Here is a 14,857-nt window from a genome sequence, read left to right as displayed (position 1 = left end):
CCCTAGAAGACGGGCATGAGCACGACCATGACCCTTCCCGACGGCGTCGATTGGCCCGAGTTCCAGCCCGGCTGGGTGTGGCTGGTGGGCGCCGGGCCCGGCGATCCGGGGCTGTTGACGCTGCATGCCGTCAACGCCCTTCGTCAGGCCGACGTGATCGTTCACGACGCGCTGGTCGATCCGCGCATCCTCGCCTGGGCGCGCCCGGACGCCGAGCTGCTGTTCGCGGGCAAGCGGGGGGGCAAGCCCTCGCCCCGCCAGAAGGACATCTCGCTGACGCTGGTCGAGCTGGCCCGGCGCGGGCTGCGCGTGCTGCGGCTCAAGGGCGGCGATCCCTTCGTCTTCGGCCGCGGCGGCGAAGAGGGGCAGACGCTGGTCCAGCATGGCGTGCCGCTGCGCGTGGTGCCCGGAATCACGGCCGGGATCGGCGGGCTGGCCTATGCGGGCATTCCCGCCACGCATCGCGACGTGAACCAGTCGATCACCTTCCTGACCGGCCACGACCAGACCGGCGAGGCCCCCGGGGCCCTCGACTGGGACGCGATCGCGCGCGGCAGCCAGGTCATCGTCATGTATATGGCGATGAAGCATCTGGACCGCATCGCCCGGCGGCTGATCGCCGCCGGCCGCGACCCGGACGAGCCGGTGGCGATCGTCACCCGCGCCACCCTTCCCGACCAGTTCGTGCTGGAGACGCGCCTGGCGCGCGCGGCGGAAGACGCCCGCGCCGCCGGCGTCGAGCCGCCCGCCATCGTCTGCGTGGGCCGCGTCGTGCTGCTGCGCCAGGCGCTGGAATGGGCCGAGGGCGTTGCGCCGCGCAATCTCGACCCGCTGGGGCTGGGGCGCCCGGTCGAAGAGCGCTGAGCCGCTTGACCCCGAGCCGTCCGGCCTGCAGCATGCCCCCGCCCCGCCGGCCGGCGGGGCATGTTCTCGGGGCGGGGTGGAAGTCCCCACCGGCGGTGATGGTCCGATGGGGGCCGAGCCCGCGAGCGCCTTCCTCGGAAGGGTCGAGCAGAGTCCGGTGAGATCCCGGCGCCGACGGTCACAGTCCGGATGAAAGAGAACGGGAGGGGCTCGGCCGCGGCCGGGCCTGGCTCGTCGTCCCGATCCGCAACGTCTCTCGAGGAGGAGAGGAAATGGATCGGACCCAAACCCAAACGCATGTCCCGCGCCCCGGCGCGCCCTCGGTCGCCTTCGTGCGCGCCCGCTGGCACGCCGACGTCGTGGATCGCTGCCTGGAGGGCTTCGAGCAGGAGCTGTCCCGCCTGACCGGCGGCGCGGCGCGCCTGCGGGTGCTGGACGTGCCCGGCGCGTTCGAGATCCCGCTGGCCGCCCGCCGGCTGGCGCAAGGCGGGGGCGTGGACGCCGTGGTCGGCTGCGCCTTCGTGGTCGACGGGGGCATCTATCGCCACGAATTCGTCGCCCAGACGGTGGTCGGCGCGTTGATGGACGTGCAATTGCAGACCGACGTGCCGGTGCTGTCGGCCGTGCTGACGCCGCACAACTTTCAGCCGACCGAAGCGCATCTGGCCTTCTTCCGCGAGCATTTCGCGCTGAAGGGGCGCGAGGCGGCGCAAGCCTGCGTGCAGGTGCTGGCGGCGCATGAGGCGGCGCGGGCGGCCTGAGCGCGCCCGCCCCGCCGCTCCCCCTGCCGCCCGCGGGATCGACCGGGGACGGGGCGGGGCCGAAAGGCCCGTCCGGGGGCCGTGCGCCGGCCCGTCGGGCTGGCCGGGGCGATCGGGGCGGCTTGTCGGGCCAGCCGCCCGGAGACCGCCCCGGGCGGCGGGCCCGCCTCGCCCGGGGGCGGGCCTGGATGGCCGGCGGCGCGACCCGCCCCCTGCCCCCGGGCCAACCCGCCGGGCCGCGCCGCCGCACTCAGTGGCGGAAGTGGCGCATGCCGGTGAAGACCATGGCCAGACCGGCCTTGTCGGCGGCGTCGATCACCTCCTGATCGCGCATCGAGCCGCCGGGCTGGATCACCGCCGTGGCCCCGGCCTCGGCGGCGGCCAGCAGGCCGTCGGGGAAGGGGAAGAAGGCGTCCGAAGCCACCACCGATCCCACCGCCGGGCTTTGCTCGAGCCCCAGCGCCGCGGCCATGTCCTGCGCCTTGCGCGCGGCGATGCGGGTGCTGTCCACGCGGCTCATCTGCCCGGCGCCGATGCCCACCGTCGCGCCGTCGCGCGCGTAGACGATGGCGTTCGACTTGACGTGCTTGGCCACGCGCCAGGCGAACATCAGATCGTCCAGCTCGGCCTGGGTCGGCGCGCGCCGCGTGACCACGCGCAGATCCTGCGCGCGCACGCGGCCAGTGTCGCGGTCCTGCACCAGGAACCCGCCCGAGACCTGACGCCACACGCGCCCCGGCGCCGTCGGGTCGGGCAGGGCGTCGGTCACCAGCAGGCGCAGGTTCTTCTTCGCGGCGAAGATCGCGCGCGCGTCCTCGTCGGCGCCGGGGGCGATGACCACTTCGGTGAAGATGCGCGCGATCTCTTCGGCCGTGGCGCCGTCGAGCGGCATGTTCAGCGCCACGATGCCGCCGAAGGCCGAGGTGCGGTCGCAGTCATGCGCCCGCCGGTAGGCTTCGGTCAGCGTGCGCCCGCGCGCGACGCCGCAGGGGTTGGCGTGCTTGACGATCACGCAGGCCGGCCCCTCGGCGGGGTCGAATTCGGCGGCCAGCTCGAAGGCGGCGTCGGTGTCGTTGATGTTGTTGTAGCTCAGCTCCTTGCCCTGAAGCTGGCGCGCGGTGGCGACGCCGGGGCGGTCCGAGCCGTCAAGGTAGAAGGCCGCCGACTGGTGCGGGTTCTCGCCATAGCGCAGGGTCTGCGCCAGGCGCCCGGCCACGGCGCGACGGCGCGGGGCGGCCTGGGCGAAGGCGTCGGCCATCCACGCCGACACGGCCGCGTCATAGGCGGCGGTGCGCGCATAGGCGGTGGCCGCCAGCATGCGGCGGAAGCCGAGCGTCACCGCGCCGTCATGCGCCTCGAGCTCGGCCAGGAGCGGCGCGTAGTCCTCGGGATCGACCGCCACAGCCACATGGGCGTGGTTCTTGGCCGCGGCGCGGATCATGGCCGGGCCGCCGATGTCGATGTTCTCGATGCAGGCGTCAATGTCCGCCCCCGAGGCGACGGTGCGCTCGAAGGGGTAGAGGTTGACCACCAAGAGGTCGATGGGCGCGATGCCATGCGCGCGCATGGCCTCCTGATGCGCGGGGTCGTCGCGCAGGGCCAGAAGGGCGCCGTGGACCATGGGATGCAGGGTCTTGACGCGGCCGTCCATCATCTCGGGAAAGCCGGTCAGCTCGGCCACGTCGCGCACGCTCAGCCCCGCCTCGCGCAGGGCGCGGGCGGTGCCGCCGGTCGAGATCAGCTCGACCCCGCGCGCGGCAAGCGCCCGGGCAAGGTCGATGAGGCCGGTCTTGTCGGACACCGACAGAAGGGCGCGGCGGATGGGAACAAGGGCGTCGCGGTCTTCGCTGGCGGTCATGGGCGGTCGTTCTCCTGGGCGGCGGCGCGCGCCGCGTTTCGTGGATCGGGGGCGCGGGGCGCCCGCCGCGGGCCCGACGGCTCAGGCGACCGGCCGCAGATGCGGCCGCGGCGGGTCCGCCCGCCGGAAGGCCCAGGTGACGCGCCCCCAATACTCCCTGACGCGGCCGTTGACCACGATCTGTTTCGTCGCGCGCGGCGCGCCGCCGTCGGGCGGAATCCACGGCGCCTCCTCGATGGCGATGCGTCCGCCCTCCTGCACGAAGGTCCATGCCGCATCGGGCAGCGTCAGCGTCGCGCGCAGGCCGCGCGGGTCCGGCTCGACCTCGACCTCGGGGTGGAGCGTGAAGCGCACCGCAAAGGCCACGCCCAGGCTGCGCGAGCCCTCGACCACCGCGTCGAAGCGCCGCCGCGCCCGCGCGGTGGGCGCGGACAGCGTGTCCTCGCCGCGAAAGTCGCGCCCGTCGGGGGCCAGGAACAGCCGCCGCTCGTGCAAGAGGCCGTGCGTGGGCGCATAGCCGTCATGGCTGCACATCAGCCACTCGCCCGCCGCGTCGTCGGCCGTTTCGGCCGCGACGGCGCCGGGAACATGGGCGAAGGGGCGCGGCGCGGGGCCGCGCGCGCGCGCGCCGACGCGCGACGAGGACGCGCGCTCGAGCGACAGCGTGGAATGGGCGGCGGTGGCGCGGCAGCGCTCGGCCCATTGGGGGTCGATCAGATGGCCCGGCCCCGGCGCGACGATCAGCAGCCGGCCGGCGCAGCTCAGCTCGAAGCCCAGCGTCGAGGCCTGCGCCCAGCGCGTGCGCGGCGGCGCGGCCGCGTCCACGATCGCCACGGTGCGCCCGGCGGCCATGCGGCGAAAGCCCATGGCCTGGTCGGCGCGCGGCGCGCCGCGCACATTGGCCTGCGTCAGCGCGTGGTCGGCCCTTCCGGGCGCCCCGGCCCCGCCGCCGTGAAAGCGCGCCAGCGATCCGTCGGACAGGCGCAGCGCGCGCAACGCCGGCGCCGCGCGGCGCAGGGCGTCGAGATGGCGCGGGTCGGGCTCGACGCCCGCGGCCTCAAGCGTGCGGGCCGCCGTGGCCAGCGTCTCGAGCGCCTCGCACAGCTCTTCGGGATTGCGCGAGGGCAGGCCGCCGTCGCCGTCAAGCTCGCGCTCGGCGATCAGCCCAAGGCGCGTCGTCAGGCGCGGCAGGCGCGGACGCAGCGCGTCCAGCGCCAGCGCCGCGTAGAGCGCGCCCGTCGCGGCCTCGATGCGGCCAAGCCCCGGCTCGGCGCGCCGCCATGCGCGCTCGAGATGCCGGGCGTGGAGCGCGCAGCTGCGCATGAAGCGGCGCGTCAGGTCGGGCTCGGCGCCATGCAGGATCAGCGGCGCGTGCAGCAGCCATTGCCTCAGCCGCCGCCCGGTGGTCTCGGGGCGCCAGCCGGGGCCGGCGCCGTCGCCGTATTGGGCGATCCAGCCGAAGGTCCAGGATTGCGCCGCGCGCCGAGCCTCGCGCGTGGCGGCGGCGGCCAGATCGTCGAGCCAGGCGAAGCCGTGCAGCGCCTGCTCGAAGGCCTCGGTGGGCGCGATCAGCCGCCACGGGCCGACGCCGGGGGCGACGATCTCGCGCCCGGCAAGGCGGTAGCGGCCGGCCAGCAGCGCGTGCGCGGCCTCGGCGTCGCCGATCCAGCGCGGTTCGGGCTGGAAGACGATGGTCTTCGGCGCCGGCCCCAGGGCCGCCAAGGTCAGATCGATGCGACGTCGAAGGTCGTTCAGCACGCGGACCCGTCCCTTTTCACGCGCGCCGCGGGCGCGGCGGGCCGTGCGCGGCGCCCGCCCGGCGCAGTCGGCGGCACGATAGAATCGGCGACGCGCCCTGTCACGCCCGCTTGACGAAGCCGGCGGCGAAAAACCCATCCATTCCGCCATGTTCGCCCGGCGCCCGGTCGGGATCTGCGCGGGGATCTGCGTCGGGCCCGGCCTCGGGCGACCAGTCCGGGCGCACGCGCAGATCGCCCGCCGCATCGCGCCAGAAATCCGGTCCGCCAAGCGCGCGCGGGCTCCATTCGAGCGGCGCCGCGTCCGGGGTGCGGGCGCGAAAGGCCGCCGCGCGGCGCTCGCCTTCCTCGGGCAGCAGCGAGCAGGTCGCGAAGACCAGCCGCCCGCCTGGCCGCAGCCAGCCCCAGGCCCGGTCGAGCAGCGCGTCCTGCATGGCGGTCAGCGCGGGCAGGTCCGGGCCCTCGGGCAGCAGCCTGGGCAGGTCGGGATGGCGGCGGATCGTGCCGGTGGCCGAGCAGGGAGCGTCGAGCAGGATGGCGTCGAAGGGCGCGTCGGGCGTCCATTCGAGCGCGTCCGCGGCCACGACGCGGGCCGAAAGGCCCGTGCGCGCCAGGTTCTGCGCCAGCCGCTCGAGCCTTGCGGCCGAGGCGTCGAGCGCGGTCACCTTTGCGCCGGCCGCGGCCATCTGCATGGTCTTGCCGCCGGGGGCGGCGCACATGTCCAGCACGCGCTCGCCCGCTTGGGGCGCGAGGATGCGCGCGGGCAGCGCGGCGGCGGCGTCCTGGACCCACCATTCGCCCTCGGCGAAGCCCGGCAGCGCCGAGATCTGCGCCCGCCGCGCAAGGCGCAGCGTTCCGCAGGGCAGCAGCCGCGCATCCAGCGCGCGGGCAAGGGCCTCGGCGCGGGCGCCGTCCCGGGGCGTCAGATCCAGCGGCGCCGCGCGCAGATGGGCCTCGGCCATGCGGCGCGCCGCCCCCGCCCCATAGGCCGAGCTCAGCCGCCCCCACAGCCAGCCGGGCGTGTTCGTGCGCGCGGCATCCAGCGAGGCCCAGATCGGCCCGCCCTCGGCGGCCATGCGGCGGGCGACGGCGTTGACCAGACCGGCGAACCGCTCGGCCCCGCGCATGGCGCGCAGCGCGGCCACGGCCCCGTCCACCGCCGCATGGGCGGGCGCGCCCAGCGCGTGCAGCTCGACCGCGGCAAGGCGCAGCGCCGCCAGCGCCTGCGGCGGAGGGCGGCGGCGGGCGAAGCGCCGGATCAGCGCGTCGGCCTGGCCCATGCGGCGCAGCGTGGCGGCGGCCAGCGCGCCGGCGCGCGCGCGCTCTTCGGGCGGAAGGTCGGCGGGCGCGCGCTCGATCAGCTCGGACAGCATGCGCCGCTGCTCGACCACGCCCAGGATCAGCCGCAGCGCCTCGCGCCGGGCGCCCTGGCCCGCGCCGACCGCAGAGGCGGAGTCAGGGCCGGATTCGGGAGCGGAGCCGGGATCCGATCCGGGGGCGGAGCGGGCCTTGGCGCCGCGGGCGCCGGCGCCCGCCTTGGCGGCCGGGCGGGCGGTTGCGCGCCGGCGGCGTCCGGGCGTGCGGGGGGCGGAAGAGTCGCTCAAGACCAGGGTCCTTTTCTGAAACCGCGCATGATGCGCCGGCGGCCCGCGCGGGGCACGCGCGTGACGGCGGGCGCGTCGGCATCCGAGGGGCGGGCGCGCGCGACGGCGCCCGGGCCGCCGGCCGCGCCCGCGGGTCGGGCCGGGGCGCGCCCCATCTCGCGCGCCAGCGCCTCGAGCGCGGCGATGCGGCTTTCGACCGGCGGATGCGTCGCGAACAGGTTGTCCATGCCGCGGCCCGACAGCGGGTTGACGATGAAGAGCGGCGCGGTGGCGGGGTCGCGCTCGGCCGGTTCGTTGACGCGCCGCCCGGCCTCGGCCGCGATGCGCCGCAGCGCCGAGGCCAGCGCCAGCGGATCGCCGCAGATCATCGCGCCCTCGCGGTCGGCGGCGTATTCGCGCGTGCGCGAGATCATCATCTGGATCAGCATCGCGGCGAAGGGCGCCAGAATGGCCGCCGCCAGCGCCCCGATCAGCCCCAGCGGCCCGCGATCGCGGCCGCCGCCGAAGAACATGCCGAACTGCGCCAGCATCGCGATCGCGCCGCCCACCGTCGCGGCCACGGTCATGGTCAGCGTGTCGCGGTTCTTCACATGCGCCAGCTCATGCGCGATCACGCCGGCCAGCTCGTCGCGCGAGAGCGTGCGCAGAAGGCCCGTGGTGACCGCCACCGCCGCATGGGCCGGGTCGCGCCCGGTGGCGAAGGCGTTGGGCTGGTCCTCGTCGATCAGATAGACGCGCGGGGCGGGCAGGCCGGCGCGCCGCGCCAAGGCCTGCGTCAGGGCGACGAGGCCCGGGGCGTTCGCCTCGGTCGCCGGGCGCGCGCGATACCAGCGCAGCACCGCCTTGTCGGAATTCCACCACGCCCAAAGATTGGTCGCGGCGGCGAAGATCAGCGCCATGACCATGCCCGCGCCGCCCCCCAGCAGCCAGCCGACCGCCATGAACAGGGCGGTCAGCGCGGCCAGCAGCATCATGGTGCGCATCGTGTTCATCGCGTGCTCCTGCTTCGCGTCGGGTTTGCCTTGGGCGGCCGGGCGCGCTAGCTGTCGGGCGGCGCCCGATGCGCCGCACGCATCGTCGGAGATTACATATGTCGGATCGCGAGCAATCGAAAGAAGCGCGCCGCAAGGCCGCCGCGGCCCGCGCGCTGGCCGAGGCCGAAGAGCGCCGCGCCAAGGCGCGCGAGAAGGCCGCCCTGCCGCCCGAGCTGGGCGGGCGCGACGGCCCCGAGCCCACGCGCTATGGCGATTGGGAGAAGAAGGGCCTGGCGATCGACTTCTGAGCGCCGCGTCCTGCGCGGATCAGCCGCGCGGGGCCGCATCGCGGTCGGCGCAGAACAGATCGTGCAGCGTCTGCACCATCACGCGCACCCGTCCGTCGGCCAGGCTGTAGATCAGGTTCTTTCCTTCGCGCCGGTTCTCGACCAGCCCTTCCATGCGCAGCCGAGCCAGCTGCTGCGAGACCGCCGCCTGACGCGCGCCCAGCAGGCGTTCGAGCTCGGTCACCGTGCGCTCGCGCTCGACCAGCAGGCACAGGATCATCAGCCGCCCGTCATGGGCCAGCGCCTTGAGAAAGGCGGTCGCCTCGCCCGCATGCGCGGCCATCTGCGCCATCTCGTCCGAAAGCGGCGCGTCCAGGTCGGTTTCGATGTCGGCGCGCTGCGCGCGTCCCGGATGCATGGGGTCTCTGTCCTGCTTTCCCTCGCGGCTCTTCCCGCGGCCGCGATTCCAGCGCGACGGCCGCGCGCGGTTTGCGCCCACGCGCGGCCGCCTGCATTCGTCGGGCGCATGGTAGCGTCATGGCGGCTTTTGGCAAGCGGCCGGGGCGTCGCAGGTCAGACCACCTGGCTGTGACGCGCGGCGCCCAGCTCCAGATAGGCGTCGAAGGCGGCGGCGGCCAGGCGCGCGAAGGGGCGGCTTTCGGGCGGCAGTTCGAACGATTCGGGCCCCGTCTGGCGCAGCCGCCCGGCCAGCGCCGAGGCCGGCTCGCCGCCCGTTCCGGCGATCAGCGCGCGGGCGATGGCCAGGCAGGGCTCGGCGAAATCGCCGAAGCGCGCGCGAAGCTCGGCGCCGTCGAAGCGGAAGTCGCACATGATGCGCTCGATCGCATGGGCGCGCACCCGGTCGTCGAGGCTGAGCGCGCGCCCGCGCGCCACCGCCAGCGCGCCCGCCCCGATCCGGTTCTGATACTCGGAGGTCGCCGCCGCGTTCTGCCAGTAGCCCTGCGGCGCGCGCGAGATCGCCGACGCCCCCATGCCGATCAGCGTCGGGTGCGGATCGTCGGTGTAGCCCTGGAAATTGCGCCGCAGCCGCCCCTCGCGCGCCGCGCGCGCAAGGCCGTCTTCGGGCAGGGCGAAATGGTCGATGCCCACCGCCTCGTAGCCCGCCGCGGTCAGCAGCTCGGCCGCAAGGGCGGCCTGGGCCATGCGCTCGGCCGGGCCGGGCAGGGCCTCGGCGGGAATGGCGCGCTGGCGCCGGGCCATCCAGGGCACATGCGCATAGCCGTAAAGCGCCACGCGGTCGGGGCGCAGGGCGATCAGCCGCTCGAGCGTCGCCCGCAAGCTGGATTCGGTCTGGAAGGGCAGGCCGTAAAGCGCGTCGATGTTCACGCCGCGCACCCCCCGCGCGCGCAGGCCCTCGATGACGTCGCGCGTCATCTCCCAGCCCTGCATGCGGTTGATGGCCTTCTGCACGACGGGGTCGAAATCCTGCACGCCGATCGAGGCGCGGTTGAGCCCGATTCGCGCGAAGGCGTCGAGGCGCTCGGGCGTCATGTCGCGCGGGTCGATCTCGACCGCGATCTCGGCGTCGTCGGTCAGCTCGAAGGCCGCGCGCAGCGCGGCGGCCAGCGATTCGATCTCGTCCGGCGTCAGCACGGTGGGCGAGCCGCCGCCCCAATGCATCCGCGCCGCCCGCAGCCGCCCCGGCGCAAGGCGCGCCAGATGCGCCGCCTCGGCGGTCAGGTGCGCCAGATACCGGGCGACGGGGGCGTGGCGCGTCGCCCCTTGCGTGCGACACGCGCAGAACCAGCACAGCGTGTCGCAAAAGGGGATGTGCAGGTAAAGCGAGACCGGCTCGTCCGGCAGCGCGGCCAGCCAGCGCGCGGCGTCCTGCGGGCCCACGGCGTCGGTGAAATGCGGCGCGGTGGGGTAGCTGGTGTAGCGCGGCGCGCGGCGCGACAGGGCGCGCAGGGCGTCGCTCGAGCTGTTCGGTTCCATGGGCGCCTCGCCGGCCGGGGTTGCGGAAGGATCCTGTGCGCTTTATGCCGCGCCCGGTCATCGGTCATTGACCTAGGTCAACTGCCGGGCGATCCTTGCGCCGCAAGAACGGAGGCGACCCATGAAGCCCGCGACCACTCTCAGGCCCGAGCGCGAGCGCTGCGCCGACTGCCTGATCCGTCACCGGGCGGTGTGCTCCCATTGCGGGCCGGCCGAGCTGGAATTCCTGGACGCGATCAAGAGCTACCGCACCTTCAAGCCCGGCGAGGAGATCACCGCCATGGGCCAGGAGACCGATTTCCTGGGGTCGGTGGTCAATGGCGTGGTCAGCCTGTCGCGCATCCTGGCGGACGGGCGCCGGCAGATGGTGGGGCTTCTGTTTCCGTCCGACTTCATCGGCCGGCCCATGCGCGCGCAGGCGCCCTTCGACGCCATCGCCGTGACCGACGTCAAGCTGTGCATCTTCTCGCGCCCGCGCTTCGAGGCGCTGCTGCGCGACACGCCGTCGCTCGAAAGCCGCCTGCTCGAGATGACGCTGGACGAGCTGGACGCCGCGCGCGACTGGATGGTGCTGCTGGGCCGCAAGACCGCGCGCGAGAAGATGGCCTCGTTCTTTCTGCTGGTCGCGCGGCGCCTTGCGGCCGTGGCCCGCGCCGAGCTGCGCGACGGGGTCGAGCTGGAGCTGCCGCTGACGCGCGAGGACATGGCCGATTTCCTCGGCCTGACCATCGAGACGGTCAGCCGCCAGATCAGCGCCCTGCGCAAGGCCGGCGCCATCGAGCTGACCGACGCGCGGCACATGCGCATTCCCGACATCGCCGCGCTGGCCGAGATCGCGGGCGACGACGACGACGGCGGCATGATCGACTGACGCCCGCGCGGCGAAGGCTTGGTTGACATGGATCAAGGCCGCGCCCGGCCGGGCGGGGCATAGCGTCGCGCAAGCGTGCGCGCCTTCGGCGTGCGGCGCGAGATTCGGACGGAGGGAAAGTTGGCATCTGCGGCGAAACTGATCGTCCTGGGCTTCATCGCGGCCTTCGCGATGCTCGGGGCGTCCTGGGGGCGGGACCTGGCCTACCAGGTTCACATGCTCATCATTCTGGCCGTCTCGGCCGGGCTGTTCATCTGGGTCCTGCGCGGCATCGGCGAGGAAAAGCCCGCCCCCGCGCAGAACGAATACATGGACGACGTGGTGCGCGCGGGCGTCATCGCGACCGCCTTCTGGGGCGTGGTGGGCTTTGCGGCCGGCGTGTTCATCGCCTTCCAGCTGGCCTATCCGGCGCTGAACCTCGACCTGCCCTACACGGCGTTCAGCCGCCTGCGGCCGCTGCACACCTCGGCGGTGATCTTCGCCTTCGGCGGCAACGCGCTGATCGCGACGTCCTTCTATGTGGTGCAGCGCACCTCGGCCGCGCGGCTGTGGGGCGGGAACCTGGCCTGGTTCGTGTTCTGGGGCTACCAGCTGTTCATCGTCCTGGCCGCCACCGGCTATGTGCTGGGCGGCACCCAGTCGCGCGAATACGCCGAGCCCGAATGGTATCTGGACCTGTGGCTGACGGTCGTGTGGGTCGCCTATCTGGCGGTCTTCATGGGCACGATCATCAAGCGCAAGGAGCCGCACATCTACGTCGCCAACTGGTTCTTCCTGGCCTTCATCGTCACCGTGGCGATGCTGCACGTGGTCAACAACCTGGCCGTGCCGGTGTCGATCTGGGGTTCGAAGAGCTATTCGCTGTTCTCGGGCGTGCAGGACGCGCTGACGCAGTGGTGGTATGGCCACAACGCGGTGGGCTTCTTCCTGACGGCCGGCTTCCTGGGCATGATGTATTACTTCGTGCCCAAGCAGGCCGAGCGCCCGGTCTATTCATACAAGCTGTCGATCATCCACTTCTGGGCGCTGATCTTCCTCTACATCTGGGCCGGCCCGCACCACCTGCACTACACCGCGCTGCCCGACTGGGCGCAGACGCTGGGCATGGTGTTCTCGGTCATGCTGTGGATGCCCTCCTGGGGCGGCATGATCAACGGCCTGATGACCCTGTCGGGCGCCTGGGACAAGCTGCGCACCGACCCGGTTCTGCGCATGCTGGTGGTCTCGGTGGGCTTCTACGGCATGTCCACCTTCGAGGGGCCGATGATGTCGATCAAGGCGGTCAACTCGCTCAGCCACTACACCGACTGGACCATCGGCCACGTCCACTCGGGCGCGCTGGGCTGGAACGGCATGATCACCTTCGGCGCGCTCTACTTCCTGACGCCGCGCCTGTGGGGCCGCAAGCAGCTCTACTCGCTGTCGCTGGTCAGCTGGCACTTCTGGCTCGCCACCATCGGCATCGTGCTCTACGCGGCCTCGATGTGGGTGTCGGGCATCACGCAGGGCCTGATGTGGCGCGAGTATGACAGCCTGGGCTTCCTGGTGAACTCGTTCGCCGATACGGTGGCCGTGCTGCACCCCTACTACGTGATCCGCGCCCTCGGCGGGCTGCTGTTCCTGACCGGATCGCTGATCATGGTCTACAACCTGTGGATGACCGTCCGCGTCGGCGAGCCCAAGGCCGCCCCCGCTGCGGTCCCGGCCCAGTAAGGAGGAGACGGGATGAGCCTTCTCGACAAGCACGCCAAGCTCGAGCGCAACGCGACGCTTCTGCTTGCCGCCTCCTTCGTCGTGGTCACCATCGGCGGCATCGTCGAAATCGCGCCGCTGTTCTATCTCGAGAACACGGTCGAGAAAGTGGAGGGGGTGCGCCCCTACACGCCGCTCGAGCTGGCGGGGCGCGACATCTACATCCGCGAGGGGTGCTATGTGTGCCACTCGCAGATGATCCGCCCCATGCGCGACGAGGTCGAGCGCTACGGCCACTACTCGCTGGCGGCCGAAAGCCAGTACGACCACCCCTTCCAGTGGGGCTCGAAGCGCACCGGGCCCGACCTGGCGCGAGTGGGCGGGCGCTATTCGGACCAGTGGCACGTGGATCACATGCAGGACCCGCGCGCCCTGGTGCCCGAGTCGATCATGCCGGCCTATCCGCACCTGATCGAGACGACGCTGGACTTCGAGCACATCGCCGACCACCTGGCGACGAACCGCGTCGTCGGCGTGCCCTACACGGACGAGATGATCGCCAACGCCAAGGCCGACCTGGTGGCGCAGACCAACCCGGATTCGGACGGCGTGGACGGGCTGCTCGAGCGTTACCCGAACGCGAATGTGCGCAACTTCGACGGCCGGCGCGAGATCACCGAGCTCGACGCGCTGATCGCCTATCTCCAGGTCCTGGGCACGATGGTCGATTTCTCGACCTACCAGGCCGAAGCCAGCCGCTGAGGAGGGGCGCATGGACACCTACACCCTGCTCAGGCAGTTCGCCGACAGCTGGATGCTGCTGGTCATGACCCTGCTGTTCGTCGGCATCGTGGCCTTCGCGCTGCGGCCGGGCTCGCGGGCGCTGCATCGAGAGATCGCGAACATTCCGCTGCGCAACGACGACGCGCCGATGCCCGCCGACGGGGCGGCGCCCTCCGTCAAGAAGGGGAACTGAGATGGCGGACAAGCACGAGAAAGAGATCGACGAGCTCTCGGGCGTCGACACTACCGGCCATGAATGGGACGGGATCAAGGAGCTCAACAACCCGCTGCCCAAATGGTGGCTGTGGACCTTCTACGGCACGGTGATCTGGGCGCTGCTCTACACCATCGCCTACCCGTCCTGGCCGCTGATCGACAAGGCCTTCGGGGGCGTTCTGGGCTACTCGAGCCGCGCCCAGGTCGAGCAGGAGCTGGCCCGCCACGCCGAGGCGCAGAAGCCCTGGCTGGACCGGATCGCGGCGCTGGATCTGCCCGAGATCGCCTCGGACGCCGAGCTGGCCCAGTTCGCCAACGCCGGCGGCGCCGCCATCTTCCGCACCTATTGCAGCCAGTGCCACGGCGCCGGCGCGCAGGGGGCCAAGGGCTATCCGAACCTGAACGACGACGACTGGCTCTGGGGCGGCGATCTCGAGGCGATCCACTACACGATCAACCACGGCGTGCGCGCCCCCGAGGACGAGGACACCCGCGACTCGGTCATGCCCGCCTTCGGCGACGGCACGCTGGACAAGGCGCAGATCGCCCAGGTGATCGAGTATGTGCGCCAGATCTCGGGGCAGGAGCATGACGCGGACCTGGCCGCCGCCGGCGCCGAGGTCTTCGCCGACAACTGCGCCGCCTGCCATGGCGAGGACGGGAAGGGCAACCGCGACATCGGCGCGCCGAACCTGACGGACCATATCTGGCTCTATGGCGGCGACCGGCAGGCCCTGCTCGAAACCCTCCTCAAGGGCCGCGCCGGCATGATGCCGGCCTGGGGCAAGCGCCTGACCGACGCGCAGGTCAAGCAGGTGGCCCTCTACGTTCACCAGCTGGGCGGCGGCGAGTAACGCGCCGGCGCCTGCGGCGGGCCCGTCCGGCGGCGACGCCGGGCGGGCCTGCGTCTTTTTCGGGGGTGCGTTTTTCTGGGGCGCGGCGAAAACGCGCGGCCCACAAGGCCGAGGCTTGGTCGCGCAGGCGGGCGGCGGCTTTTGGCGCACGGCAACCGCGCGCCCCAGGCCCGGCCGCGCAGGCGGGGGCGCGGATGCGCGGGGCCGGAACGCGCCGGGCGTCCTCCGCGGCGGGTCGGCGCGCCGGGGCTGCGGCGAAAATGCGCGCCCCTTCGACAAGCGCGCGCCAAGGCCCATATTCCGGCCAGGGAGCGCCGCGCGACCGTTTCAGCTTGATCCTGATCAATGCGCCCTCCGCCCTCCGGCTCCACAAGCGGGCC

At 72.9% G+C, this 14,857-nt stretch carries 14 protein-coding genes and 1 riboswitch; of the genes, 8 read left to right on the top strand and 6 right to left on the bottom strand.

From position 1 onward, the window contains the following. Nucleotides 1-15 precede the first annotated feature (15 nt). Together cobA and BMW67_RS11555 are read left to right on the top strand one after the other, a co-directional pair. Entirely contained in the window at nt 16-864 is an 849-nt protein-coding gene (gene cobA / locus BMW67_RS11560; RefSeq protein ID WP_072747703.1) for a uroporphyrinogen-III C-methyltransferase, read from the top strand. A 58-nt stretch (nt 865-922) separates the two neighbouring features. Beyond that, nucleotides 923-1,069: riboswitch (FMN riboswitch) on the top strand. Between the two features lie 67 nt (nt 1,070-1,136). Next, nucleotides 1,137-1,625: a 6,7-dimethyl-8-ribityllumazine synthase gene (locus tag BMW67_RS11555; protein ID WP_072747702.1), complete on the top strand. Its 489-nt coding sequence runs from the start codon at nt 1,137-1,139 to the stop codon at nt 1,623-1,625. A gap of 250 nt (nt 1,626-1,875) precedes the next feature. Here BMW67_RS11555 and purH read toward each other — a convergent pair whose 3' ends face one another. The 4 genes from purH to htpX all read right to left on the bottom strand — a co-directional run bounded on the left by purH (nt 1,876) and on the right by htpX (nt 7,836). Continuing rightward, nucleotides 1,876-3,483 (bottom strand): bifunctional phosphoribosylaminoimidazolecarboxamide formyltransferase/IMP cyclohydrolase, encoded by a 1,608-nt coding sequence (gene purH / locus BMW67_RS11550; protein WP_072747701.1) that lies wholly within the window; start codon nt 3,481-3,483, stop codon nt 1,876-1,878. An 81-nt stretch (nt 3,484-3,564) separates the two neighbouring features. Next, nucleotides 3,565-5,241 (bottom strand): heparinase II/III family protein, encoded by a 1,677-nt coding sequence (locus tag BMW67_RS11545; RefSeq protein WP_072747700.1) that lies wholly within the window; start codon nt 5,239-5,241, stop codon nt 3,565-3,567. 100 nt (nt 5,242-5,341) lie between these two features. After that, nucleotides 5,342-6,844, bottom strand: coding sequence for an RsmB/NOP family class I SAM-dependent RNA methyltransferase (locus BMW67_RS11540; protein WP_072747699.1), 1,503 nt, complete (start codon nt 6,842-6,844; stop codon nt 5,342-5,344). Continuing rightward, complete coding sequence (gene htpX / locus BMW67_RS11535) at nt 6,841-7,836, bottom strand: zinc metalloprotease HtpX (RefSeq protein WP_072747698.1); 996 nt, start codon at nt 7,834-7,836, stop codon at nt 6,841-6,843. Before htpX ends, BMW67_RS11540 begins: the two co-directional genes overlap by 4 nt. 98 nt (nt 7,837-7,934) lie before the next feature. On the opposite strand from htpX, the gene BMW67_RS11530 reads away from it, so the two are divergent. After that, nucleotides 7,935-8,126: a DUF1674 domain-containing protein gene (locus tag BMW67_RS11530; protein WP_072747697.1), complete on the top strand. Its 192-nt coding sequence runs from the start codon at nt 7,935-7,937 to the stop codon at nt 8,124-8,126. A gap of 19 nt (nt 8,127-8,145) precedes the next feature. Here BMW67_RS11530 and BMW67_RS11525 read toward each other — a convergent pair whose 3' ends face one another. Together BMW67_RS11525 and hemN are read right to left on the bottom strand one after the other, a co-directional pair. Beyond that, complete coding sequence (locus tag BMW67_RS11525; RefSeq protein ID WP_072747696.1) at nt 8,146-8,523, bottom strand: ArsR/SmtB family transcription factor; 378 nt, start codon at nt 8,521-8,523, stop codon at nt 8,146-8,148. Between the two features lie 155 nt (nt 8,524-8,678). Continuing rightward, a complete protein-coding gene (hemN, locus tag BMW67_RS11520; RefSeq protein ID WP_072747695.1) occupies nt 8,679-10,061 on the bottom strand; it encodes an oxygen-independent coproporphyrinogen III oxidase in 1,383 nt (460 codons plus the stop codon). Between the two features lie 121 nt (nt 10,062-10,182). Here hemN and fnrL point away from each other — a divergent pair, with 121 nt between their 5' ends. The 5 genes from fnrL (at nt 10,183) to ccoP (ending at nt 14,477) form a co-directional block, all read left to right on the top strand. Continuing rightward, nucleotides 10,183-10,932 (top strand): transcriptional regulator FnrL, encoded by a 750-nt coding sequence (gene fnrL, locus BMW67_RS11515; protein ID WP_072747694.1) that lies wholly within the window; start codon nt 10,183-10,185, stop codon nt 10,930-10,932. Between the two features lie 171 nt (nt 10,933-11,103). Next, complete coding sequence (gene ccoN / locus BMW67_RS11510; protein ID WP_370426850.1) at nt 11,104-12,645, top strand: cytochrome-c oxidase, cbb3-type subunit I; 1,542 nt, start codon at nt 11,104-11,106, stop codon at nt 12,643-12,645. A gap of 12 nt (nt 12,646-12,657) precedes the next feature. Then, on the top strand, nt 12,658-13,386 hold the full coding sequence (gene ccoO / locus BMW67_RS11505) for a cytochrome-c oxidase, cbb3-type subunit II (RefSeq protein ID WP_072747692.1): 729 nt from the start codon (nt 12,658-12,660) through the stop codon (nt 13,384-13,386). A gap of 10 nt (nt 13,387-13,396) precedes the next feature. Next, complete coding sequence (locus BMW67_RS11500; RefSeq protein WP_072747691.1) at nt 13,397-13,600, top strand: CcoQ/FixQ family Cbb3-type cytochrome c oxidase assembly chaperone; 204 nt, start codon at nt 13,397-13,399, stop codon at nt 13,598-13,600. Between the two features lies 1 nt (nt 13,601). Next, a complete protein-coding gene (ccoP, locus tag BMW67_RS11495; protein WP_072747690.1) occupies nt 13,602-14,477 on the top strand; it encodes a cytochrome-c oxidase, cbb3-type subunit III in 876 nt (291 codons plus the stop codon). Nucleotides 14,478-14,857 lie beyond the last annotated feature (380 nt).

The sequence above is a fragment of the Oceanicella actignis genome (assembly GCF_900111545.1).
In the GTDB taxonomy this organism is placed as follows: domain Bacteria; phylum Pseudomonadota; class Alphaproteobacteria; order Rhodobacterales; family Rhodobacteraceae; genus Oceanicella; species Oceanicella actignis.
Note: the sequence above shows the minus strand (reverse complement) of the source record. Positions and strands in the feature narration are given on the sequence as shown.